Raw genomic sequence first — 24,005 nt, forward strand, 5'->3', positions numbered from 1 at the left:
AAGTAATACATCCTGCGATGTTCGTTTCGATTCCACGTTGTTTTGAACCAATGTTGGTTTCTTGGGAGTTCTATATTGCAACGCGGCTGTCACGCCCATACGATGGGACTTCAAAAGCGTTTCTGCGGACACCCACCTGCGAGAGCGGGTTCAGAAACATAAGAATCGGACGGCATAGGCGGGTTTTTTTGTGCAAATCCTCTTTTGTTCTGGGACGAACAGTGTTAAACTATGGATAGTATGTTTACGGAATCAGCAAAGGAGGAAATTCTTTTGTCACTCAAAAGAGTACTGGTCGGAATTATTCGCAGTTTTGATTCAACAAGCGACCGAGCGAAAGATCCGAAATTGAAAACGCATTATTACAATTTATCCAAAGATAGAGCGTGGGAAGAAGTCGGTTCCACTTTAAAAAAGATTCCCGGCTATAAACTGTTGCACGAAGTAGCTTCCGTCGGCGAGATTACGCTGGAGAAACGGACGATTACAGGCAGAACGATGGACATTACCGTCTCCGTCGTACCGGCCGGCCCGATGAAATCGGCGGTCGACATTTATTCGGCTTCCCGCGGGGGCATGGGCGACTTCGGTTCGAACTATCGCGTCATTATGGAGTTGTACTCGGTCCTGGACAAGAAGCTGGCCGTGTATAAAACGACAAATTAAACAAACGATAAGGAAAGCGAGGAAGGGGAAACCTTCACTCGCTTTTTACGTATGACTATATAGGTCGCAACCTTCTCGGTGCTGAAAAGTTGACTTTTTGAACTCTCATTATTCTAGGTTGTTCAAAAAGCTCAGCTGAGCTTATACAAGCGCTTTGACCGCTTCGATCGCTTTGTCGTAATCCGGATGCTCGGTCATTTCTTTCAACACTTCGACGTAGCTGATCTTGTCGTTCGCGTCGATGACGAACACCGCGCGCATGTCGAGCTGGAACTCTTTAATCAATACGCCGTACGCTTCGCCGAAGGAATTGGATTTATAGTCGGACAGCATGACGACTTTGTCCACTCCGGCCGCTCCGCACCAACGCGCTTGCGCAAACGGAAGATCGGCGCTGACGGTCAGAATGACGACATTATCGCCCAATTTGCTCGCTTCTTCGTTGAAACGGCGGGTTTGCGCGTCGCATACGCCCGTATCGATGGAAGGAACGACGCTGATCAACTTGATCTTGCCGGCGTAATCTTGCAACGAAGCTTGTTCCAGCAGATTTTTGTTAAGTTTGAAGTCTGGAGCTTGATCCCCAACCTTTAACTCGGGACCAATTAATGTAAGGGGGTTGCCTTTGAAAGTTGCAACGTTTGTACGTTCTTGTGCCATATTAAAAGCCTCCTTAAAATGATAAAGATTCGGTTACCAAATTTTATTATAGTCTTACCGAAAGCGGATTGTCCAATGAAATGCGATTTTTTTGCCCTGGTTTTAGGAGGGCTGCATCTAAAGTGAGAAAACGAACGGAGTGGTTTGATGATCTTTATACGTTACGAAAGCTTCCGCAAATATATACGGATTTACCCGGTCACATCGCTTCTATTGCTGGCGAACATCGTCATGTTTATCGTGCTTACGACACAGGGCGGTTCGAGGGACAGCGAGACGCTGGTTCGTTTCGGGGCGATGCTGAATGCCGGTCCGTACGCTGCCGAATATTGGCGCTATTTTACAGCGATGTTTCTACATATCGGCTTCGATCATTTGCTGTTCAACTGTTTCGCTCTGTTTGTATTCGCTCCGCCGTTGGAGCGTTTGCTCGGATCGGGGAAATATGCGCTGTTCTACCTCGTGAGCGGCCTTCTGGGCAACGTCGTCAGCGAATTGATGGCTACGGGGGTTCATATTTCCGCGGGCGCTTCAGGAGCGATTTACGGCGTTTACGGAGCATACTTGTTTATCGCTTTGCTTCAGCGCAATATGCTGGATCCGGGGTCGCGGCAAACCGTTTATACGATCCTTGTATTCGGGCTGATCTATTCTTTTATCGTAGCGAATATTAATCTATGGGCCCATGTCGGCGGGCTGCTGGCGGGATTCGTGCTGTACGCGTTGATGCGCGGGAAGGCAAGCGTGTGACGGTCGAAAAATATGGATTGAAAAACAGATAGAAGGATGATAAATTTATCACTGACTATGTCAATGTGGAAGATGTCATAGAACGGAGTGTACATTAAGTGGAATTAAGGCAGTTGCAATATTTCGTAAAGGTTGCGCAAAAGGAACATGTGACGCAGGCGGCCGAAGAGCTGCATGTGGCCCAATCGGCGGTCAGCCGCCAAATTCACCAGTTGGAAGAGGAGTTGGGCGTCAAGCTGTTTCTGCAAAAAGGACGAAACGTACAGCTGACGCCGGTCGGCCAATTGTTTTGCAAAAGAGTAGAATCGATATTGAAAGAATTGGACCGTACCGTCGTCGAAGTGCATGAGTTTCTCGACCCCGAATTCGGGGAAATCCGGTTAGGCTTTCCGCACAGCTTGGGCATTCATCTCGTGCCCGAAGTTGTGGCCGAGTTTCGCAAGAAGCATCCGAACGTGAAGTTTCGCCTGAAACAAGGGATATATCCTTCGATTATCCGCGACGTTATTTCCGGAGAAGTCGATTTGGCTTTCATCTCTCCGTTTCCCGATCAGCACGAGCATGTTACGGGCGAAATTATTTTAATGGAGGAGCTGTTCGCAATCTTGCCGCCGAACCATCCGCTCGCCGGCGAGGAATCGATCGAATTGAATCAATTGCGGGACGAAACGTTCGTTCTGTTCAGTCCCGGTTATTCGCTGCGGCCGATCGTGTGGAACGCTTGCCTGCATGCGGGATTTACGCCGAAGATCGGCTTCGAGGGAGAGGAAACGGATACGATTCGCGGCTTGGTTGCGGCCGGGCTCGGCGTAAGCCTGCTGCCGGAAATGTCGTTGTTTGAAACGAGGACGCTGCAGCCGATCCGGGTTCGCATCAGCAAACCGCGCGTGAGACGGCCGATCGGACTCATTCATCATACCCATGAGAAGCTGCCGCTTGTGGCGAGCGTGTTTCATTCGTTCTTGCTTGAATATTTCCGGAACGAAGAATTATGAAATAGCAACTGCAATAGAAATAGGGGCTCCGCTCAGTAGCGAGAAACTACTTGAGCGGAGCCCCTTATCGCGTCGTTCGGACTTTAATCGCGATTGTTCGTAAAGATCAAAATGTAGCGGATCAACTCGAGCAACGATAACAAAGCGGCGGCTACATAGGTCAAGGCTGCCGCGTTCAGCACTTTGGCAACGCCCCGTTCCTCGTCGTTCGTAATAAATCCTTCGGATACCATCAGCTCGCGCGCGCGGCTGCTGGCGTTAAACTCGACCGGCAGCGTCACGAGTTGGAAGGCGACGGCGGCCGAGAAGAAAATAATGCCCAGGCCGATCAGATTCAGCGCGCCGAAGATGAAACCTGCCAGCAGCAAGAACGGCGCGATGCCGGATGCGAAATTGACGACAGGGAACATTTTGTGGCGCAATACGAGCATCGGATACGATTGCTGGTGTTGAATCGCGTGGCCGACTTCATGGCAAGCAACCGATATGGCGGAAATGGATCTTTCGTAATAGACCGGCTCGGATAGACGGACAACCCGTTTGATCGGATCGTAATGGTCCGTCAATGCGCCGGGCACCGGCTCGATCGGCACGTCGTGAAGCCCGTTGGCGTCCAGCATGCGGCGCGCCGCATCGTATCCGGTCAATCCGCTATAAGTCGGCGTCTTCGACCATTTGTTGAATGTCCCTTTGACGCGGAATTGCGCCCAAAGAGATAGGATGAAAGCGAGAATAATGGGAATGTACATCCAGTTGGCAGACACGATAATTCCTCCTAAAAGTTTTGTAAGCGATACTTCCTGACCAACTTCGTACAAAACTGGCTTCGGAAGCACGTTAACCATTACATAAACGGGCCTTTGCCTAGCAAAAGCAGCAGCGCTTCGATTACGGCCGCGCTTTGCGGCGTTAAGTTCTTGAACAAATGTTTCGCTTGCCGGGGTTTCATCTGATCGATAATCGGGCTTAATTCCTTCACTTCCCGTTCCAACTGCTGCATATGCATCTGCAAAGCCGTAAACCGCTGCGACATTTGTTCCTCGTCCGTCACTTTATTCCATTCGTTCAAGTTGTCCCTGATCTCGTCGAGGGAATATTTCTCGGACTTCATTTGAATAATACGTTTCAGACGGAGCAAGGTTTCATCGTTGTACAAACGATAATTTTTCAAGGAGCGCTGCGCCGGAGCGATCAAACCGAGCGAAGTGTAATAATCGATCGTCCGTTCGCTGACATTCGCCAGTTTCGCCAATTCGCCAATGCGGTACAGGTTCTCTTCCTTCCTTTTTTTCATCGACCCCACCTCACTGTTTCGACTAAGCTTTTTTTCGGTTATCATTATGATACTGAATTCAAACCGTACAGTCAAACGTAACGCTTTTTGTTCAAAAAAAAGGAGCCTTGCGGCATCCCGGAGTTGTTACTTTACTTCTTTGGCCGGTTTGATGAGGAAGAACGTCAGGCCGAGCGCGATAAACGAAAGAATCGAAACGGTGATAAAGATCTTCTGATTCGATATGCCCATCATCCATCCGAACAAGGGCGGGCCGAACGCGACGCCGAGAAAGCGCAGGCTGCTGTAAAGCGATGTAATCATGCCGCGCTGCGACTTCTCCACCGAGCCGGTGATCATCGTGTTCAAGCAAGGGAGGAGAAATCCGGTTCCAATGCTGCTGATCGTAAGCAGCCCGATGAATACGTAAATGTTCCGGAAGAAGAAGATGGACAATCCGAAGGCCAACGTCATCATGGCCAGGCCGATATTCATGAGCCAGCGCATAAGCAGCCCGTTCTTCTTAATGACGCTGCCGGTAATGTAGGCGCTCGTCACCATCGCCAGCAGTGGAATGGCGAGCACGAGACCTTTGACGACGCCGTCGATATTGTAGGGCGGCTTTTCCAATATATTCGACAAATAGAACAAGATGCCGAACAAAATAAATAACGCCAACGCTCCGGCGAGAAACGAAGTGATGAGCCAGCGGCCTTTTTCGCGAAAAATATCGCCGATCGTCTTGACGTACGTGCCGAGCGGCATCGGATCTTTTTGTTTTTTGGGTTCTTTGATGAGCCAGATGATTGCGACTAGCGATAGGGCGCAAAAGACGGGAAAAGCGAAAAACGAAGCGTACCATACGATTAAGGCCAGCAGCGAGCCTAGAATCGGACTGATGACTTTCCCTGCGCCGTTGGACGCTTCCGTTAATCCAAGCGCCTTGCTCTCCGTCGCGTCCTTGTACATATCGCCGATGAGCGCCATCGCGATCGGGGCGGTGCCGGCCGCTCCCAAGCCTTGAATGGCCCGGGCCGTGATCAGGACGGCGTATGAATTCCAAACCGCTCCGAAACCGGCCAAAATGCCTGCTGCGCCGTAGATGATCAATGCGGGAATCATGACCGCCTTGCGGCTGAAACGGTCGGATAAGTATCCGGCGATCGGAATGACGATACCGGCCGTTACGGAAAACAATGTAATAACCAAGCTGCTCTGAAATTGGGATATGCCCATATGCCGCTTCATGTCCGGCAATATAGGAACGAGCATGGAGTTTCCGAGCACAAGCACGAGCGGGACGGAAGCCAAGGCAATAAATTGCCATACGAGCCCTTTGCCGGCTCCTTCCGGTTCCGCCGACGATTCGGACCGGGACGTTTGGTTCTCCTCATTCCCTGCGTCGATGTCGCTTTCGAACGATATCAGAAGTTTTCTTGATTTTGTTTTCGCCATGACTCAGACCTCTCTTGTTGCTTTCTTCATAAGCATACATTTACTGTTCCCGCAACAGAGGAACGGCATTCTTCAAAAAAGTTTTGGCAATGTTTGAAAAGATCATGAAGTAAAGGGTACAATAGTAAATAAAAAAGCGTGAAGAGGAATGGCGATGAAACGAAATGTATTGATCGTATTGGCAATCGTGGCTTTGGCGTGCGTAGCGTTCGTCCAGAACAAAAGCGGGCTTGAAGCCAAGGCGCTGCCGACCGAGACCGGACCGCAAAAGGATATGCTGGCCCCGTCGTTCAGCTTGAAAGGGCTTGACGGCGAGACTTACAACGTTGGGGGCCGGAGCGATAAAGTGCTGATGCTTAATTTTTGGGCGTCATGGTGTTCTCCATGCAAAGCGGAAGCGCCCGATTTGAAATATTTGTACGAGAAATACAAGGATCAATTCGATTTATATTCCGTCAATGTAACGAAATACGATAAGCCCGACAAAGCGAAGGCGTTCGTAGACGAGTACGGCTTGACCAATCCGATCTTAATGGATGAGAACGGGGATGTGTACCAAACGTATCGCGGCATTGCTTTCCCTACCAATTTTTTGATTGACAAGAACGGGGTAGTTCGCGAGGTGATCGTCGGAATAAAACCGGTTAAAGAACTTGAGCGCATCGTGCAAAAATTAATAAAAGAGTAAAAAGAAAAAACCTTAAGGAAGGGAGCGGCTTCCTTAAGGTTTTGCTATTGGTGCGGCTTAATGGTTTACCAAACCAAGGCGCAGCGTGTCGTCGGATTTGACGAATTCGTTCTTGGTTTGGCCGAGCATCGCGTAACGGAAGCTGTCCACGAGCGCTTCCCAACTCGCTTCGATAATGTTCGTCGATACGCCGACCGTATTCCAGGAATTGTGGAAATCGGTCGATTCGATCAGCACGCGCACTTTGGCGGCCGTCGCATCCTGGTCGTCCATGACGCGCACCTTGTAATCGGACAAGTGCATATCCTTTAACGAAGGGTAGTATTGCAGCAGCGCCTTTCTGAGCGCGTTGTCGAGCGCGTTGACGGGACCGTTGCCTTCGGCGGCCGTATATACGCAGTCTCCGTCGATATTAATTTTGACGATCGCCTCCGACAGGAAAGGACGGTCATGCGATTTCTCGACAATTACTTTGAACGATTCCAAGGTAAACACATGCTTGATTTGCCCGCTCGCTTCCCGCAGGAGAAGTTCCAGCGAAGCGTCGGCGCCTTCGAATTTATAGCCTTGATGCTCCAAATCTTTAATTTTTTCCATAATTTTCTTCGTTTGCGCATTGTTCGAATCGAGCTTGACGCCGAGTTCCTGCGCCTTCGATACGATATTGCTTTGGCCGGCCAACTCGGAGATTAATATCCGCTGCTTGTTGCCGACTTTCTCCGGCTCGATATGTTCGTAAGTGCGCGGATCCTTCATAATGGCCGAGACGTGAATGCCGCCTTTGTGGGCGAATGCGGCATTGCCGACATAGGGTTGGTTAACCGGCATATGCACATTGGCGATTTCGCTGACGTACCGCGCAACGTTCGTTAATTGGGCCAACTGTTTTTCATCGATGCATGCGTAGTTCATTTTCAATTGCAAGTTCGGAATGATCGAGCAGAGATTGGCGTTTCCGCATCGTTCGCCATAGCCGTTGATCGTGCCTTGCACTTGGCGGGCTCCCGCCTGCACGGCCGCAAGCGTATTCGCAACCGCCAATTCGCAATCGTTATGCGTATGGATCCCAAGTTTGATCTTTACTTCATTCGATACCGTCGTGACGATCCGGCCGATCTCGCCAGGCAGCGTACCGCCGTTCGTATCGCACATGACGACCCAATCCGCCCCGGCTTCCTGGGCTTTGCGCACAACGGAAAGCGCGTATTCCGGATTGTTCTTGTATCCGTCGAAGAAATGCTCCGCATCCAACATCACTTCCAGCCCGTTCTGCTTCAAGAAAGCGATGGAATCGTAAATCATGGCCAAGTTTTCTTCCAGCGTCGTTTGCAGGGCGGTATGCACATGGAAATCCCATGATTTGCCGACGAGTGTGGCCGCTTTCACGCCCGATTCGACGATGCGGTTCAAATTGGCGTCCTGATGGGCGAGCGTGTTCTTGCGCCGCGTGCTGCCGAAAGCGGTTAATTTCGCCTGCAGCTTCATTTGCTGCGCCCGTTTGAAAAATTCGATGTCTTTACCGTTGCTGCCCGGATTGCCGCCTTCAATATAATGAACACCAAGAGTGTCTAATTTTTGTGCAATTTTCAGCTTGTCGTCCGCGGACAAACTGATGCCTTCGCCTTGCGTGCCGTCCCGGAGGGTGGTATCGAAGATCGCGATTTCGGTTGGCATATTGGACCTCCTTTGCTAGTCTTACATTTCATTCAAATGTATAATGAACTATTATAGCACTTGTTTTATGGAAAGTAGATAGTTCGTTCAAATTTTTTCATAAAACGGTACGGGGGGGAGACCAGGGCGATGAAAGTAAACGATTATTATCCGGTGCGCGGCCGAGTCATACTGCACGTCGATATGAACGCGTTTTACTGTTCGGTGCACGAGGCGGAACAGCCTGAATTGTACCGCGGCAAACCGACGGCGGTGGCCGGCAGCATCGAGCTTCGCAAAGGCATCATCGTAACTTGTTCGTATGCGGCGCGGCGCTTCGGCGTTCGGACGGGCATGACGGTAAGGGAAGCGTCCAAACTATGCCCCGAGCTGATCATTATCCCTCCCGACTTCCATTTGTACCGGCGTTATTCCAAAGCGTTCATGACGATCGCTTATTCCTATACGCCGCTCGTCGAAGCGACGTCGATCGACGAATGTTATATGGATATTACAGGCTCGAAGCAATTCGGCACTCCGTTGGAGATCGCTTCCGAATTGCAAAACCGCATTCGCCTCGAGTTGTCGTTGCCCTGTTCGATCGGAGTGGCGCCGAACAAGCTTTTAGCCAAAATGGCTTCGGATATGAAGAAACCGAACGGCATTTCCGTATTGCGCAAACGCGATATGGCCGGATTGATGTGGGACAAACCTTGCGGCGAAATGTTCGGCATCGGGCATAAAACGGCCCAGAAGCTGAAAAAGCTGCAAATCTACACGATCGGCCAGCTTGCCGCCGCGGACGAGAAGCGGCTTATCGACGCCTTCGGCGTCGTCGGCACGTGGCTGAAGCAGGCGGCGAACGGGATCGACGAAGCTCCGGTCAATCCGCTGCGCGAGACGAATAAGTCGATCGGGCATACAACGACGCTTCCGCAAGATATTAGCCGTCCGGAAGACGTCAGCCGCGTGATGCTGAACTTGGCGGATCAGGTGGCGCGCAGGCTGAGAAGACAGAAGCTGCTTGCCAAAACGGTGCAAATTACGATTCGGACGCCGGAAATGAAAACATTGACGCGTTCGGAAACGCTGCAGACCTTAACCGAGTCGGCGGATGATATATACAAAACGGCATGCGCTCTATACGAGCGCCATTGGCCGGAGCAGCGTCCGGTCCGGCTGTTAGGAATTACGCTGCAAAATTTGAAGCCGAAAGCCGAATCGGCGATTCAACTCGATTTGTTCGACTTTGAGAAGCAGCCGAAAAGAGAGCAATTAAACGAAACGATGGACCGGATTCGCGATAAATACGGGGAAAATGCGATCGTGACGGCCGGAATGCTGGGCGACGATCCCTCCGCCTTGCTGCGCAACGATAAAGTGAGAGGCACCTCGCTGCAAATGGATTTCATCCGTAACGAGAAACTGGACACGGAAACGTAAACATGTTACCTTGAAAAAGGTTTGAACTTGCCTATTATTTGTATTATATTGATGGTGAGGCTTCCAAGAAGGGTGTTCATACAATCAGGAGGGAATATATTGTGGCAAAATTTACATGGGTAGACAAAGATACATGCATCGCTTGCGGCGCTTGCGGCGCTACGGCTCCGGATATATACGATTATGACGACGAAGGGCTCGCGTTCGTGATTTACGAAGGCGACGACAATCGCGGCGTAACGGAAATTCCTGAAGATTTGTACGACGATCTGCAGGACGCATGCGACGGATGTCCGACGGATTCCATTAAAATTTCCGACAAACCGTTCGAATAATAGCCCGGTTATCATACGCATTTATCATCCCTTTGTTTCTTTCGAGAAACGAGGGGGTTTTTTATTTGGCCCTTTTATCCGATAAATGAAGTAAACACCGAATCATCGGAATAAGAGGAGATCAAGCGATGAACAGCTTTTTATATTTGAAAAAATATGTGCAAAGCCATCCCGAAAACCGCATGGCTTGGTATTTGCTCGGCAAAGAATACGAAGCGGCCGGCGCGCTCGGCAAAGCGAACTATTGTTATAATCAGGCGGGACAAGTGTACGAGGCGTTCGAATCGACGCAAATTCCCGCCGATTTGCTGCTGGGCTACGAAGAGCGTCTGCGGCGGAAAATGGAGCGCATGCAGGACCGGAAGAAGCGGAGACGCTTCGTTTTGCTATTGCTGGCAATATTAGCTTTAATCTGCCTGCCTTCGGTAAGCGAGCAGCCTGACCGTACCGTTACGGCATTGCCGGAAACGAAGCCTGCGGGCGCGAATCGGCCGGCGATCTATATCGCCGATATGCAGCGTTCCGAATGGACCAAGGACGCGCTATATCAAATGCTGCTGTCCCGAACGCCGTCGGAATCCGCTTTGCTGGTGCGGCTGAATAGCGAAGACGGCTGGCTGCTATGGGATCATCGGCCTGACGTCGCAGCGTCGATGGAGCGGGAAGAGGGAAGCGGGGCGGTCCGCCTGCAATCGTATGATCCCGCGGTTTGCTTATGCGAACCGGCCGAACCGGCCGCGTTCGAAGATATGGCGGCGCAATGGGCGGTGCGGCAGGAGCATCGGCTTGTGCTGCGATCGGCGATACTTAGTTTCCAAAGGGAGCATGGCCGATTGCCCGAATCTTTGGAAGAACTGACAGGGCCTTATCCGCATAATACAATGTCGGGCATTACGCCGCCTATGCATACGATGTTCGCGTCGATCATCGCCGAGTTCGCGCGGCCCGGTAACGGATCGAGCGATTCGGTTCCTAGCGGAAATGCTGCCGCCGATCCGCAAAGCGCCGGGACGGAACAAGCCTTGCTGCAAGAACCGTTGCGAATTATTGTGGATAAGAACAATTACCGGCTGGCGGTCGTTAGCGGCAACGTGATGCTGCGCAATTATCCGATCGGTCTGGGAGGTTCGAAAACGCCGGAAGGATCGTTCGTCATTACCGAAAAAGTCGTCAATCCGAACGGATCCGCAACCGGCGAATTCGGCAGCCGCGGAATGACGCTTTCCGATACGGATTACGCGATTCATGGGACGAATGAACCGGATAGCATCGGTCTGGACCGCTCCTTGGGATGTGTGCGCATGGGAAGAGAGGATTTGGAAGAATTGTTCGACCTTGTGCCGATCGGCACGGAAGTGATCATTAAAAAGGGAGTTCTGCCGGATCAGGAGAACGTTCCGAAACAACGTTTCCGGAGCGAGCAGCAGCATGACCAGACGAACCCCCATAAAATCTATAGATGGTTATAAGTTCTATGACCCGTTTGAAAATACAAGGAGAAGCGTAACGACAATAACGAGCGCGGCAAAAATGCATCCCACCCAGATGAGCGCTTTCTTGTTTACCTCTTCCTTCGGTTTTTGGGCGATGGTAGGTGGCTTTCTTTTCGTGGACATAATAAACGACCTCTTTCTTTCTAAAATAAAAATAGGCTTACCCCTATTGTAATCGTTTTCCGCTTTATTTTCTACAATGGCTTGTGCGAAAGGGCGGACTTTTCTTTTTTGACGGAAAAAGATAAACTGGTTAATGGAGAAAAACTTGCTGGCTGCAATTTTTGGGAACGGAGTTGGAGAACGTTGCTTTACCAAAATATACTTAAACCCCTTTTTTTTAAAATGGATCCTGAGAAAGCGCATCATGTCGTGATAGGAGGATTACATACAGCGTCCAAAATTCCGGGAATGATTCCGATGCTGCGCGGAATGTACCATGTGAAGGAAACGGAGGATCTTGCCGTCGATTTATTCGGACTTCGCTTCCCTACCCCGATCGGGCTTGCCGCGGGATTGGATAAGAACGCTATCGCGGTCGAAGGCTTCTCTGCGATCGGTTTCGGTTTTATGGAAGTTGGAACGGTCACGCCGAAAGGCCAGCCGGGCAACGATTCGCCGCGTTTGTTCCGATTGACTCCCGACGAAGCCTTGATCAATCGAATGGGATTTAATAATGAAGGCGCCGAGGCGATGGCGCGGCAATTCGCCCGCTACAGGGAAAGGAAAATTCCCGTAGCGATCAATATCGGCAAAAATAAAGCGACGCCGAACGAGCAGGCGTTTGCCGATTATCAATCTTGTATTCGGACATTATACCAATATGCGGATTTTTTCGTGGTCAATATCAGTTCGCCGAATACGCCGGATTTGCGGAATTTGCAGCATGGCAACGAATTGCGCGAACTGCTTCAAGCCGTTACAGAAGAAATGGACCTGCAGCGGAAGCGTCATTCCGATTCGGACAAAGCGGTGCTCGTGAAGATTGCCCCCGATGTGAACGACGCGGAGTTGGAATATATGATCGTCACCATCCAGGAAAGCGGCGTTTCCGGTATTATCGCGACCAATACCACCATTACGCGCGACGGTACGACGCATCCTAACGCCAAGGAAACGGGCGGATTGAGCGGGAAGCCGCTGCGGGAACGGTCCACGGAAGTGATACGGCGAATTTATCGCCAAACGGAAGGAAAGCTGCCGATTATCGGTTCCGGAGGCGTATTCTCCGCCCGGGACGCATATGAGAAGATACGTGCCGGCGCAAGCCTGGTTGAAATCTATACGGCGCTAATATACGAAGGTCCCGGCATAAACCGCGAAGTTCATCGCGGGTTGAGAGAATTGTTGCAGCGCGACGGCTTTCGCCATATCTCCGAAGCTGTCGGCGCGGATGTCCGAGGGCATTAACTGCGATTGTACGTAGTGAGGTCTATTTGAGGTCGGGAGGTATCATGAATGGACGGAAGAGATTGGGGTACGTTTTTGCTGCCTTACGAACAAACGGTGGAAGAATTGAAGGTCAAGTTCAAAACATTGCGCGCGGAATTGAAAAGACGCGAGGAATACGCCCCGATCGAGTTTGTGACGGGCAGGGTGAAAAAAATTTCGAGCATCCTAGAAAAAGCGAAACGATTGAACGTATCGATGGAAGATCTCGAGATCGGAATCGAGGATATCGCCGGCATTCGGATTATGTGCCAGTTCGTCGAAGACATTCATAGGGTGGCGGAATTGATTCGCGCGCGGCAAGACCTGAAATTAATATACGAGAAGGACTATATTACGAATTATAAGGAAAGCGGTTATCGCAGCTTCCATATGATCGTTGAATATCCGGTTCAAACCGCTTTAGGGTTGAAAAAAGTATTGGCGGAAATTCAAATTCGTACATTAGCCATGAATTTCTGGGCGACGATCGAACATTCGTTGAATTACAAATACAAAGAAAGCTTGCCCGATGAAATGCGCGAACGGCTGAAAAAAGCGGCGGAAGCGGCTTTTATTCTCGATAATGAAATGTCCTGCATCAGGCAAGAAATTATGGAGGCGCAAAAAAGCTTCGACGAACGCTCGAATCTTACGTCGAGAGTGTTGAATTTGATCCAAGTTCTATATTACTACCGCAGAGTCAACGAGGCCGCCCAGTTCCAGCAGCGCTTCAACGAATTATGGGAGCGGGACGACAATGAAGCGTTAAAAAAATTGCACGCAGAACTATTGGACGTTGTCGATGCTGCGAATAAAGGCAGGCGAAACGATGACGTATGATCCGTTGTTTGTTCAATTCATCGTATATTTTAACGTAAAACGCGATTACTTCGAATGCCACGAAGTGATGGAGGAGCTTTGGCTGGAAGAAGGGCGGGACTTATTGTATCAGGGGCTTCTGCAAGTCGCCGTCGCTCTGTATCATCACCGCAACGGCAATATCTCAGGCGCAACGAAATTGTTCCGCGGCGCCGTCGAGAAATTGGAGCGGTATCCTGAACGAATTCTAGGCATTGAATTGGGCCTGCTGCTGAACGATGCCCGTGCATACCTTGCCAAGCTGGAGCGATATGAAGAAGCTCCGTTCGCGCACTACGACCTGAACATCGTCATCGCCGATCCGCTGCTGGAACAAAACGTGCGCGCCACGGCGCTCGAAATGGAATGAACAAAAACAAACCGTTTCATCTTGGATGAAGCGGTTTGTTTGCGTTTGACGCCGCTTTGCTGCAACATGCTCGGACCGGGCGTTTTTGACATCATAACTCTGACCAATACGCCAAAGCGAATACCACGTGGCGGAGGGGCGATCGTTTCTTGCTGGAATGAACAGCATCAACACTATAACAAAGAACATATTGCAAAAAACGTGGCTCTGGACGATGGTTTCTTTATTTTTGAGCTGCTGAGTTTGATACATATATGACCGGAATTTAGGGTTAATGTCGTAGCTTGGCTAATGAGCGGGTTTTTAAGGAGGATTATGGAGACGGTTATATGACGCTATTGTTCCTCATTATGGAACTATCGTTCTTCATTAAGAAAATTAACTTTCACGATTATGGAACTTACTGTTCTTCATTATGAAACTTAACTTTTCTCGATTATGAAACTTACGTTCTTCGAAATATATGCACTTTATTCAGAAGGTAAAAAAATGAGATACATTTATCGAAACCGGGTCTTTTGCTGCATGAAAAATGTTAAAAAATTGATATAAAATATTGATGTTAGAACATATGTTTGGTATAATGGGTACAAGGAAGTTTATAAGGAGGCGGTCGGATTGATTTCCGTGGCGGAATTTATGAGGCAGTTTGAGGATGAAGACGCTTGCCGTACATACCTGTTCCAATTGCGCTGGTCGGAAGGTTTTTGCTGTCCCGGGTGCGACAGCCAACGGTATTGCGAGCTTAAGGGACGTCGTTTCTACCAATGTCTGGACTGCCGTCTGCAGGTTTCCGTGACCTCGGGGACGGTCATGCATCGCACGAAGCTTCCGCTATCATCCGTTGTCCCGTATGAACGAGAAGGAAGCGGAGCCTATTGTCGAACAAGCCAAAGCAATAATGGCAGGCAACGCCATGCAATTTATTCGATCCGTTTATCGCAGCGTGGCCCCCCGATACTTGCAAAGTTACGTGGACGAGTACTACTTCCGAAGAAACCGCAGCGGTCATTTCCGGCAACTTTTAATGAAGTTGCTGAAGGACGGTTTCCGTGTCACGATGCCGTTCTACGCTTATACCGGCGTCGGCATAACACCGGTATAAGTCGATTGAGGGCGGAAGATCCGATTGACCGGCGCCTGCTCCAAAATATGAGCCGACCAACCCGCAACCCGGCTAGCGGTAAAAGTGGCCGTGTACAATGTATCCGGCAAGTTGACGGCCCGGAAGACGGCTGCCGCATAAAATTCCACATTCGTATACAACTGGCGGCCTGGTTTGTATTGCTCCAGCAACGTTAAGGCTGTATTTTCCACATGTACGGCAAAATCGAACCATGCATCGTCGCCGGTTAACTGTTCGGCGATCTCTCTCAACGCTTCTGCGCGCGGATCCCGCGTTTTATAGACCCGATGTCCGAATCCCATGATCCGTTCTCCATCTTCAAGCTTGCGCCGGAGCCAATGCCCAGCGTTTTCCTTCGCACCGATATCGTTCAGCATTTGAATCACTTCAAAGGGCGCTCCGCCGTGCAGCGGTCCTTTCAACGCGCCGATCGCTCCCGCGATGGCCGATATAAGGTCCGATTGGGTAGACGCGATCGTTCTGGCCGCGAAGGTGGAGGCGTTCATTGCGTGTTCCATCGTCAATACAAAATAAGCGTTCAATGCTTTGACGTGAGCCGCCGACGGATTCTTGCCGCTTAGCATATATAAATAATTCGCAACATGCCCTAAGGCCGGGTCGGACGGTACGACGTCGGTTTTGCTTACATGGTGATACCTGCAAGCGACGATCGACGGAATAGCGCCGATTGCCCGAATCGCTTGCCCGTCGTCGGGCTCCCATTGATATTCGCTTGTTCCTAGAGCGGATACGGCCGTTCTTAGGACGCTCATCATATCCATATCGTCAGGCAATCCGCGAATCAAATCGATCACATAGGCGGGCAATTCCCGGTTCGCAGCGAGGAGCGATGCAAACCTTTCCGATTCCTCGCGATTTGGCAAACAGCCGTAAATTAGCAAATAAACCGCATCTTCATAACTATAGTTCAGGGCAAGCTCCTTCGCCCAGTAGCCGCGATAAACGAGATATCCGTTGATGCCGTCAACGAGGCTTACATCCGTTTCCGCAGCGATGATCCCTTCCAGTCCGCTCACTTTCGGCATATGAAAAACCCCTTTTTCCTTGAAGTTAATAACAGTTTACAATAAGATAAAGATTAAGAATATTAAATTAATCGAATTACTTTGATCATGAAGTGTTATCAGTAAGGAGGGCCGTTCGATTGCAAATCCAATGGTTGAAAACATTTGTAGCTACCGCTCAATATGAAAATTTTCGCCGCGCCGCCGAGAAATTGTTCGTAACGCAGCCGACGGTTACCATGCATATTAAGCATTTAGAAGAGCTGCTTGGTACGGAATTGTTCGAACGAAGAGGGCGCAACGTACATATTACGCATGCCGGCCGGCGGTTTTTGCCTTATGCGGAGCAAATGTTGAGCAATTTCGAAACGGGAATGCATGAGATCGAAAGCTGGCGCCAAGGCTTTACCAGAAAAATTACGATCGCCGTCTCTCCATTGGTTGCCGCTTCCACGCTGCCTCTCATCGTGCGCAAATATTTGAAGAGTTACCCTGATATCGAGATTGCAATCAAAGTGATGGAATCGGTGGAAATCGGCGAAGCGGTCGCGAGGGGAGCGGCGGATATTGGCTTGTCCCGCATGCGCTCCAGCGAGGCGGGTTTAACCGTTCGCAAACTGAACGACGACCCTGTCGTTCTCGTCGCTCCGGGCGACGCAACGGACGAGAAAGGGACGAGTGTGCCGTTGGAACGGCTGCTGCGGCGTTATTTGATATTAACGCATAATCATCCCGAATATTGGGATGGGCTTCTTAACGAGATACGCATCGATTACCCGCGGATTCGAACGATGACGGTGTCCCAAGTGTATATTACGAAACGTTTTATCGAAGAGGGGTTAGGCATTTCTTTTCTGCCAAGCTCGACCGTAGTGGAGGAGATCGAGCAAGGAAAAGTCGTGGAACTTCGGACGGACGAGCTGTCTTTGCCGGTTGCTTCGACCTATTTGATTCATCAGTCGGAGACCGAGGAGGTACAGCATTTTTTGGGGTTTATTATTGATTTTTATGATAAAATAGTCGATGACCCGTTAGGCTGGAGGTGGATGCAGAGTCATGAAGGCGAAACAGCGGGTGGACAAGATTTTAGGTAATATGGGGTACGGAACCCGCAGCGAAATAAAAAAATGGGCCAAGCTAGGCAAAATATCGGTCAACGGTTCTATTGTCAAAGATAGCGGATATCAAGTAGATCCTGCCGCGGATTTGATCGAATTGGACGGCGAAACGGTCCGTTACCGCAAATATATATATATTATGTTGAATAAACCGCAAGGCGTCGTATCGGCAACGGAAGATTTGCGCGACCGTACGGTGCTTGATTTGCTTGATGAGCAGTGGCGGGCTTTCGAGCCTTTCCCCGTAGGTCGATTAGATAAAGATACGGTGGGGCTTTTGCTTATTACGAATGACGGCAAGCTGGCGCATGAATTGCTGTCGCCCCGCAAACATATACCGAAAACGTATGCCGCCGAAGTAACGGGAATCGTCGATTCGAACGATGTGGAGGCCTTCGCGGCCGGGGTTGAGCTGGACGACGGGTATGTTACGAAGCCGGCGCAGTTAAAGATCATTCGTACGACGAACGACGGCGAACCGCATTCCCGCATCGAATTAACGATTACCGAGGGCAAATTCCATCAAGTGAAACGAATGTTTGAGGCGGTCGGCAAAAAGGTTGTCTTTTTAAGACGCATTTCGATGGGGCCGCTTCGGATCGACGAATCGTTGCAGCCGGGCGAGTACCGGGAGTTGACGGAAGCGGAATTACAGTTATTGACTCAAGTTCAAGGCAATCAAAAATAGATACAGATAGGGGTATGGAGATGAACAGATACAAGATGGTAGCGCTGGATGTGGATGGAACGCTGATTAACGACGACCATGAGATTACGCCGGATACGATGCATTCGATACGGCGGCTGGCCGAACAAGGTACGGAAATTGTACTTTGTACGGGCAGAAGTCCGAGCAGCACTCTCCCGTTGTTGGAACTGATCGGCATTGACGGAACGATCATTACTCATAACGGGGCGGCCACGGTCGAATCGCGCACGCGCCGCGTTCTTTATCAGTTTTCCTTCGCATTGGATCGAATTGCGCCATATCTCGAATATTGCAGACGGCATCATATTCATTTTGACGTGAATACCGCATTCGATCTTTATGTGGAGGACGCAAGCGTGTTGACCGATGAAGCGTTGGAAATGTACGGCCGGTTTTATATCGAGCCGCAAACGTTGCCATCTGCGGAACAATTGGGCGAGACGATTGTGAAGTTTACCGTGTTTGCCGAGAAAGATGAGCTGGATCGCGTTGAAAAGGAATGGGAACAATGGGATAGCGGCTTGCATATGATCCGCAGCGGAGACTTTTTTATCGACGTAATGCATGGCGAGGCGTCGAAAGGAAATTCCTTGCGCGAATGGGCCCGGATAAGAGGGATTGAACGCAGCGAAGTGCTGGCTATCGGAAACTATTATAACGATATTACGATGCTGCAATTTGCCGGCGTCGGCATTGCGATGGACAATTCCCCGCTTGAGGTGAAAGAGGCGGCGGACGATGTTACCGCAACGAATAACGAAGACGGCGTACATGCCGCTTTGCTGAAATATTGCTTATAATCGCGACATACCCCGGCATACTCCCGATGGAATAGGAAATGATAAGGAATATCATCATTCATTCGAAAGGGAGGGACATGCGCATGGTCGAGATTACGGTTCGGCCAGACATTAGAGCGGCTGGAGGAGAAGCGTCCGATTTGCTGCTGGACGGCCGATTTGTCGGCACGATGACGCTAGTATATCAAGAAGGAAATCGACTGGCAGGTGCTGTTCAACTCGATAAGGATTCGCTGGCAGCGCATGAAAGATCGCGTGTCATGAGCTTCGTGGAACAGCATGTGTTTCATCTAAGCGAAGCGCTGCGTACGGATGAATGCGAAGTCATTGTAACTTGCAGCACGTACACTCATGTTATCAACGGCAATCGCGAAGGGATCGAAACGACGTTCGATACGAATGATGCGTTCTCCTTCGCCGACGGCAAGTCGGCAATCCGGAAGGAACGACGGACGTACGGCGAAACGGACGATTTCGGTTTTCGCTTGCAATCGGTTAGCGCGGGGCGCAATGTGTCCACTTACGAAATTGTCGATGAGGACGACACGATCGTGGCTGCCGCCACAATCAAGCAGTTTGGCGCCGATATCGTCGGAGAGCTGCGGTGGCCTTATATGCCGTCCGAGGAGGAGATCGATTGTGCCGCCGATTTGCTGATCCGCGATTTCGACGATACGTTGATCGATACGATCGTCCTGGATATTAAGGTGGAGGACGATATCGTCGAGACGATCGAGCTTACGCATGAATCGCTGCTGGACGAGGAGCGTGAACGGACGACGGACGGGCCGTATTTCGAAGAAGACGGATTATTTCGCCGCTTCGCTTTGGCTGAAGAAGACAGTCCGTACGATGTCGAATTGATCCGTGACGACGGGGATGTGCTCACTTATCATATTTATGGCGCGAAAACGGGCGCATTGCCGCTCGGCGAAGCGACGATCGATATTAGCGGCGAGCAATTGTCGGGTTTTATCGACTTTCATACGCCGGGAACCGGAGAAGAGCGCGAAGTCATCGCCGGCAGGCTGCTGCTGGAGTTGGACAAAGAGAAACAATTCGATTCGGTTCACCTGACGATGCTGTTTAAAAACCAGTTGATCGACGAAATGATGTTTCAACAAGACACGATACATTAAATAAAACCTGAGGGGATCCTCAGGTTTTTGCTTGTGGCGCCGGTTTGGCCGTCGTGGGACGATAGTAGTGCTGCGGCAAACCGCTATAGATTTAGCTGCGAAGCCCTTTGGGATAATGGTTTTTCAATTGGCCGCCGCTCGCTTTGCCCCAGCCGAGCGGCAAGCCGTTCACCGCGACGAGCGCCCATCCCTTGGCGTCTGCGGCGACAGGCAGCGTTTCGCCGTGCAGAAACGCTTGCACCTCGGGAGCTTCGGGCGCGTAGTCAAACACGAGCCGCGCTTGCTCCGCGGCGGCGGCGACGGCTAACGCGTGGGCGGGCTCCACGCGGTTTTTCCGCACCGCCGCGAGCTGCAGCCCCGCGCGCGGCATTCGCAAGCCGCGCAGCTGCGCGGCGGTAAGGCTGCCGCCTGCGGCGCGCGGCAGCAGATACAGCGCTTCTCCGAAGAGAAGCGCTTCGCCCTCGCCCGGCGCAAAGCCGGGCAGTTCCTCGCGCGCCCACGCGAGGAACATGTCCAGCGCCGCCGCTGCGCCGCCGGCGGGCCGGTCATGGCCGCGGCTGCGCCCGCGCCGCGGCGCTTCCGCGGCAGCGACGATGCCGCCGCCCTGTCGCTTCTCGAGCAGCGCGACAAAATGGCCCTCGCCGCGGTGCGTATGCGGCCAAATGCGCTCCGTTCGGACGAGCGCAAACTCCGGATGCTTCTCGAGCAGCTTGGCGATCGTTCGCTCGTTCTCCGCTTCATTGAACGTGCACGTCGAATACGCGAGCGTGCCGCCCGGTTTGAGCATCGTAACCGCGTGCTCGAGAATATCCCATTGGCGCGCCGCGCACATGGCGACATGAGCTTCCGACCATTCTTCAATCGCATTCGGATCTTTGCGGAACATCCCTTCACCGGAGCATGGAGCATCCAGCATAATGCGATCGAAGAATAACGGAAACCTCGCCGCGAGCTCGTCCGGCCCCGCATTGGTGACGATCGCGTTGGCCACGCCCATCCGCTCCGTATTTTCGGCCAAAATTTTCGCGCGCTGCGGATGGATTTCATTGGCTACGAGCAACCCTTTGCCTTGCATTTTGGCGGCGATATGCGTCGTTTTGCCGCCCGGCGCGGCGGCGAGATCAAGCACGATTTCACCCGGCCGGGGGGCGAGCAGTTCCACAGCCGCCATGGCCGACGGCTCTTGAATGTAGTACAAGCCGGCGGCATGGTACGGATGTTTCCCGGGCCGGAGCTCCTCCCGATAATAATAGCCGCTTTCGCACCAAGGCACCTGCTCCAAGTAGAAAAGCCGTTTGACTTCTTCGGCCAGGGAATCTTGCCCCGATGTTTTCAAAAGGTTCAACCGCAGCCCATACGTGCGCGGTTCCGTATAACTGTGCAAGAAACGTTCGGCTTCCCGGCCCAGAAGCGACTTCATCTGGCGAATGTAAGCTTCCGGAAGCGTAATCATAGAAATCTTATTACCCCTTTATCACTAACATGAATACTGATTCGATTTCAGCAGTGTAACATAAACGGCCGGCAAACTCAAAGGCAGGCGGGGCGGCTGGGGCAGCTGCAATTATCCTTTCGCCGCTTCCTTCGGTTTGCGCCGCATTTGCGTATAGGATGTGACTTTGTTTTTGCCGGTTGTTTTCGAATGGTACATCGCTTCGTCGGCTTGTTTAATCAATTGCTCCGCGGACATTCCTTTTTTCAAGACGCTGTATCCGACGCTGACCGTAACGATCGTCTCCTCTTCCACGCGGCTGCGGATTGCGTCCGCGACTTGATCGATTTTGGCGCGGCGATCCACGACGAGCGCGACCAATTCTTCTCCTCCGTACCTGCCGGCTATGCCGATGCCTTCGGTTTCTTCCGTCATGACGGACGCCACCTTTTTCAGCACCTCATCCGCGCGGTCATGACCTTGCGTGTCGTTTAATTTTTTGAAATTGTCGATATCGCAGAAAATGACAGACACCCGCAAGCCTTCGTTCACATACCGGTTTAAGGCTTTGTAGAAATAGCGCCGATTGAACAGGCTCGTCAAACCGTCCGTAATGGAGGAACGGTAGATCGATTGCAGCAGTTCCACAATTCGGTCGAACAGAATGAAAAACAATATCGTATAATACAAAATAGGCGTAAAATTTTCCAGCGCTTGCAGCACCGTATGGGAAGTATCGAAGACGTAGTAGTTCGCAAAACGGATGATGAGCATAAAAGAATAGACGGCCAAACTCAATGCGTACTTAAGACGCTGGCGAATATAAGGCCCGAACATGATCGCAAAGAACAGAAGCAGCAGCGCATGGTACAGGTTGAGCGGAAGGCCGGCCATCCACCCGCGATCCGGACGTTCCGGAAACAGCGCCGGGTCGAAACTTGCCTGCAGAATGGCAATGGCCAGCAGGAAGACGAACATGAGCACGATATATACGGAGTGCTTTGGTCTCATGCGATGGTATAATTGGTAGACCGCAAAGTTCAGCAAAATAAAGGAAGCCATCTGCAGTATGCTGGAAACGTACCGGTATATCGCGGGATACGATTCCGTTTGCGACAATACGAAATGGATGTTCAATCCTTGGTATGCCATAATAATGAAAAATGCGAACAATAAATAGATATACGATTTTTTTCTTTGCTTGCTGTACAGTCGAATCGACATCAACATCATGATCAGCAAAATGTAAAAAGCGGACAGGGCGGAGAAAATTTGGCCTGTTGCGCCTGTAAATACCGGCGGTATGGAAGTTGTCATGGTCGTCTCGCTCCATCTTTCGTTTTCAAGTCGAGCAATCGTCTCTTAAGAATCAAGACTTTAAACTTTGCGGAAAACATATGTTCTAATGTATCATAAATGTGTGCACAGGAGAAGCGTCGGGGGGACATAACGATGAAATTATTGCAAGCTTTATTTTTTCCGCCGGAGCAACCGGGCGGAGTATCCTCCATGGTACCTTACATATTGGAGCGATTTCAAAATTCGAATTGGGACATGGATCTGTTCTCGATTCCGAAACGCGTCCGGGGCAAAGGGCAAGACGAGGTTCGTTTCGCTACGTTCGATTGGGAGGAATTCAAGCACAATCCTACGGTGCAAAAATATATTCAAACTTTTCGCGACTATAGTTGGTGGGCGAAGATGCGGATCAATACAAAGTACGACTTGATCCATGCGCATCATCCGATCCCGGCGCTCGTGATGAAGCGGTTGTTTCCGGACACGCCGCTTATCGTCACGATCCATTCGAGCTTCGAACGGGAACTGGTCCTCAACGGGAAAATAAAGGAAGGCGGGGCGGAGCACCGGTTTTTGACGTCATTATACCGGGAATTGGAGCATTGTACGGATCGCGTGCTGACCGTGTCCCATTCCTTCCGTCAATATTTAGCGCCTTATATGGATCGTCCCGAAGAGGTTACGGTCATTCCGAACGGTTTCGACGAAAAACGGTTCAAGCCGGTGGAGCGGCAAAACGAAGTGCCGCAGTTGATTACGGTATGCCGGTTGGTGCCCGCGAAAGGGCTTGACGTGTTGCTTGAGGCATGCGCGGAATTGAAAAAACGGGGGCATCCGTTCGTGCTTCATTTAATCGGCGACGGCCCGATTCGGACCGATCTTGAAGCTTTGGCGGTCGAGCTTAACATTTACGATGAAATTATTTTTTACGGGTACATGCTCCATCCGGAGCAATTTATGCCGTTTGCGGATATTTTCGTGCTTCCGTCCCGCGCCGAAGCTTTCGGATCGGTGTTTGCCGAAGCGGCGCTTTGCCGGTTAGGGTTGATCGGCACGGATGTCGGCGGCATTAGCGAACAAATCGAGGACGGCGTCAACGGGCTGCTCGTTCCGCCGGACGACAAAAGCGCGCTATGCGACGCGATGCAGCGGCTGATCGAAGATGCGGAACTGCGCAGCCGGCTCTCGTATGCCGCTTGGGAAAAAGCGAAAGAAACGTATTCCTTGACCCGGGTCATTAACCAGCTGCGAAACATTTATGCTCAATTCATGCAGGGGTGAAGCCGG

The 24,005-nt window shown here is 51.0% G+C and carries 25 protein-coding genes, 1 other RNA gene and 1 pseudogene; 18 read left to right on the plus strand and 9 right to left on the minus strand.

What is annotated here, in order from left to right:
- Positions 1-6 precede the first annotated feature (6 nt).
- Together ssrS and KQI79_RS08640 are read left to right on the plus strand one after the other, a co-directional pair.
- A non-coding RNA gene (gene ssrS / locus KQI79_RS08635) (6S RNA) lies at positions 7-189 on the plus strand.
- 84 nt (positions 190-273) lie between these two features.
- The gene (locus KQI79_RS08640) at positions 274-666 is read left to right on the plus strand and encodes a DUF1499 domain-containing protein (RefSeq protein ID WP_216537835.1); all 393 of its coding nucleotides are present in this window, start codon (positions 274-276) and stop codon (positions 664-666) included.
- A 141-nt stretch (positions 667-807) separates the two neighbouring features.
- On the opposite strand, the gene tpx is transcribed toward KQI79_RS08640, so the two are convergent.
- Complete coding sequence (gene tpx, locus KQI79_RS08645) at positions 808-1,326, minus strand: thiol peroxidase (protein WP_216537836.1); 519 nt, start codon at positions 1,324-1,326, stop codon at positions 808-810.
- 147 nt (positions 1,327-1,473) lie between these two features.
- Here tpx and KQI79_RS08650 point away from each other — a divergent pair, with 147 nt between their 5' ends.
- Both KQI79_RS08650 and gltC read left to right on the plus strand, forming a co-directional pair.
- Positions 1,474-2,076 carry a rhomboid family intramembrane serine protease gene (locus KQI79_RS08650; protein ID WP_216537837.1) on the plus strand — a complete coding sequence of 201 codons (603 nt, stop codon included), beginning with the start codon at positions 1,474-1,476 and terminating at the stop codon, positions 2,074-2,076.
- A gap of 98 nt (positions 2,077-2,174) precedes the next feature.
- Positions 2,175-3,071: a glutamate biosynthesis transcriptional regulator GltC gene (gene gltC / locus KQI79_RS08655; protein ID WP_216537838.1), complete on the plus strand. Its 897-nt coding sequence runs from the start codon at positions 2,175-2,177 to the stop codon at positions 3,069-3,071.
- Between the two features lie 83 nt (positions 3,072-3,154).
- Here gltC and KQI79_RS08660 read toward each other — a convergent pair whose 3' ends face one another.
- The 3 genes from KQI79_RS08660 to KQI79_RS08670 all read right to left on the minus strand — a co-directional run bounded on the left by KQI79_RS08660 (position 3,155) and on the right by KQI79_RS08670 (position 5,799).
- The gene (locus tag KQI79_RS08660) at positions 3,155-3,820 is read right to left on the minus strand and encodes a zinc metallopeptidase (protein WP_216537904.1); all 666 of its coding nucleotides are present in this window, start codon (positions 3,818-3,820) and stop codon (positions 3,155-3,157) included.
- Between the two features lie 95 nt (positions 3,821-3,915).
- Positions 3,916-4,365, minus strand: coding sequence for a MerR family transcriptional regulator (locus tag KQI79_RS08665; protein WP_216537839.1), 450 nt, complete (start codon positions 4,363-4,365; stop codon positions 3,916-3,918).
- 126 nt (positions 4,366-4,491) lie between these two features.
- A complete protein-coding gene (locus tag KQI79_RS08670; RefSeq protein WP_216537840.1) occupies positions 4,492-5,799 on the minus strand; it encodes an MFS transporter in 1,308 nt (435 codons plus the stop codon).
- Positions 5,800-5,953: 154 nt separating this feature from the next.
- Between KQI79_RS08670 and KQI79_RS08675 the strand changes: the two genes are divergently transcribed.
- Positions 5,954-6,487 carry a TlpA family protein disulfide reductase gene (locus KQI79_RS08675; RefSeq protein ID WP_216537841.1) on the plus strand — a complete coding sequence of 178 codons (534 nt, stop codon included), beginning with the start codon at positions 5,954-5,956 and terminating at the stop codon, positions 6,485-6,487.
- Positions 6,488-6,544: 57 nt separating this feature from the next.
- Here the strand turns inward: KQI79_RS08675 and cimA are convergent, their stop codons facing one another.
- The gene (gene cimA, locus KQI79_RS08680; RefSeq protein ID WP_216537842.1) at positions 6,545-8,161 is read right to left on the minus strand and encodes a citramalate synthase; all 1,617 of its coding nucleotides are present in this window, start codon (positions 8,159-8,161) and stop codon (positions 6,545-6,547) included.
- A 129-nt stretch (positions 8,162-8,290) separates the two neighbouring features.
- On the opposite strand from cimA, the gene KQI79_RS08685 reads away from it, so the two are divergent.
- The 3 genes from KQI79_RS08685 (at position 8,291) to KQI79_RS08695 (ending at position 11,387) form a co-directional block, all read left to right on the plus strand.
- On the plus strand, positions 8,291-9,583 hold the full coding sequence (locus KQI79_RS08685; protein ID WP_216537843.1) for a DNA polymerase IV: 1,293 nt from the start codon (positions 8,291-8,293) through the stop codon (positions 9,581-9,583).
- A 101-nt stretch (positions 9,584-9,684) separates the two neighbouring features.
- Positions 9,685-9,918: a ferredoxin gene (locus KQI79_RS08690; RefSeq protein ID WP_216537844.1), complete on the plus strand. Its 234-nt coding sequence runs from the start codon at positions 9,685-9,687 to the stop codon at positions 9,916-9,918.
- Positions 9,919-10,046: 128 nt separating this feature from the next.
- Entirely contained in the window at positions 10,047-11,387 is a 1,341-nt protein-coding gene (locus KQI79_RS08695; RefSeq protein ID WP_216537845.1) for a L,D-transpeptidase, read from the plus strand.
- A gap of 3 nt (positions 11,388-11,390) precedes the next feature.
- Here the strand turns inward: KQI79_RS08695 and KQI79_RS08700 are convergent, their stop codons facing one another.
- On the minus strand, positions 11,391-11,729 hold the full coding sequence (locus KQI79_RS08700; RefSeq protein ID WP_216537907.1) for a hypothetical protein: 339 nt from the start codon (positions 11,727-11,729) through the stop codon (positions 11,391-11,393).
- Between KQI79_RS08700 and KQI79_RS08705 the strand changes: the two genes are divergently transcribed.
- The 5 genes and pseudogenes from KQI79_RS08705 (at position 11,718) to KQI79_RS08720 (ending at position 15,175) form a co-directional block, all read left to right on the plus strand.
- The gene (locus tag KQI79_RS08705; RefSeq protein ID WP_216537846.1) at positions 11,718-12,821 is read left to right on the plus strand and encodes a quinone-dependent dihydroorotate dehydrogenase; all 1,104 of its coding nucleotides are present in this window, start codon (positions 11,718-11,720) and stop codon (positions 12,819-12,821) included. The two genes, KQI79_RS08700 and KQI79_RS08705, sit on opposite strands and share 12 nt — an antisense overlap.
- A gap of 48 nt (positions 12,822-12,869) precedes the next feature.
- Positions 12,870-13,682 carry a GTP diphosphokinase gene (gene yjbM, locus KQI79_RS08710; RefSeq protein WP_216537847.1) on the plus strand — a complete coding sequence of 271 codons (813 nt, stop codon included), beginning with the start codon at positions 12,870-12,872 and terminating at the stop codon, positions 13,680-13,682.
- A complete protein-coding gene (locus tag KQI79_RS08715; RefSeq protein ID WP_216537848.1) occupies positions 13,672-14,070 on the plus strand; it encodes a DUF309 domain-containing protein in 399 nt (132 codons plus the stop codon). The genes yjbM and KQI79_RS08715 overlap by 11 nt, the downstream gene beginning before the upstream one ends.
- A 639-nt stretch (positions 14,071-14,709) precedes the next feature.
- Positions 14,710-14,847, plus strand: a pseudogene (locus KQI79_RS28185) (transposase); the annotation flags it as partial.
- 139 nt (positions 14,848-14,986) lie between these two features.
- Positions 14,987-15,175 (plus strand): hypothetical protein, encoded by a 189-nt coding sequence (locus KQI79_RS08720; RefSeq protein WP_216537908.1) that lies wholly within the window; start codon positions 14,987-14,989, stop codon positions 15,173-15,175.
- On the opposite strand, the gene KQI79_RS08725 is transcribed toward KQI79_RS08720, so the two are convergent.
- Entirely contained in the window at positions 15,145-16,242 is a 1,098-nt protein-coding gene (locus KQI79_RS08725; protein WP_216537849.1) for a citrate synthase/methylcitrate synthase, read from the minus strand. The two genes, KQI79_RS08720 and KQI79_RS08725, sit on opposite strands and share 31 nt — an antisense overlap.
- A 119-nt stretch (positions 16,243-16,361) precedes the next feature.
- On the opposite strand from KQI79_RS08725, the gene KQI79_RS08730 reads away from it, so the two are divergent.
- The 4 genes from KQI79_RS08730 (at position 16,362) to KQI79_RS08745 (ending at position 19,987) form a co-directional block, all read left to right on the plus strand.
- Positions 16,362-17,315, plus strand: coding sequence for a LysR family transcriptional regulator (locus tag KQI79_RS08730; RefSeq protein ID WP_216537850.1), 954 nt, complete (start codon positions 16,362-16,364; stop codon positions 17,313-17,315).
- Positions 17,278-18,027, plus strand: a complete 750-nt coding sequence (locus tag KQI79_RS08735) for a pseudouridine synthase (protein ID WP_216537851.1) — start codon at positions 17,278-17,280, stop codon at positions 18,025-18,027. Before KQI79_RS08730 ends, KQI79_RS08735 begins: the two co-directional genes overlap by 38 nt.
- Before the next feature lie 20 nt (positions 18,028-18,047).
- The gene (locus KQI79_RS08740) at positions 18,048-18,848 is read left to right on the plus strand and encodes a Cof-type HAD-IIB family hydrolase (RefSeq protein WP_216537852.1); all 801 of its coding nucleotides are present in this window, start codon (positions 18,048-18,050) and stop codon (positions 18,846-18,848) included.
- Positions 18,849-18,931: 83 nt separating this feature from the next.
- Positions 18,932-19,987 (plus strand): hypothetical protein, encoded by a 1,056-nt coding sequence (locus tag KQI79_RS08745; protein WP_216537853.1) that lies wholly within the window; start codon positions 18,932-18,934, stop codon positions 19,985-19,987.
- 91 nt (positions 19,988-20,078) lie between these two features.
- On the opposite strand, the gene KQI79_RS08750 is transcribed toward KQI79_RS08745, so the two are convergent.
- On the minus strand, positions 20,079-21,440 hold the full coding sequence (locus KQI79_RS08750; protein ID WP_216537854.1) for an RsmB/NOP family class I SAM-dependent RNA methyltransferase: 1,362 nt from the start codon (positions 21,438-21,440) through the stop codon (positions 20,079-20,081).
- Positions 21,441-21,551: 111 nt separating this feature from the next.
- Positions 21,552-22,736 carry a GGDEF domain-containing protein gene (locus KQI79_RS08755; protein ID WP_230190644.1) on the minus strand — a complete coding sequence of 395 codons (1,185 nt, stop codon included), beginning with the start codon at positions 22,734-22,736 and terminating at the stop codon, positions 21,552-21,554.
- Between the two features lie 135 nt (positions 22,737-22,871).
- Here KQI79_RS08755 and KQI79_RS08760 point away from each other — a divergent pair, with 135 nt between their 5' ends.
- Positions 22,872-23,999 carry a glycosyltransferase family 4 protein gene (locus tag KQI79_RS08760; RefSeq protein ID WP_216537855.1) on the plus strand — a complete coding sequence of 376 codons (1,128 nt, stop codon included), beginning with the start codon at positions 22,872-22,874 and terminating at the stop codon, positions 23,997-23,999.
- Positions 24,000-24,005: the final 6 nt, after the last annotated feature.

Source organism: Paenibacillus sp. MSJ-34, assembly GCF_018918005.1.
Lineage (GTDB): Bacteria > Bacillota > Bacilli > Paenibacillales > Paenibacillaceae > MSJ-34.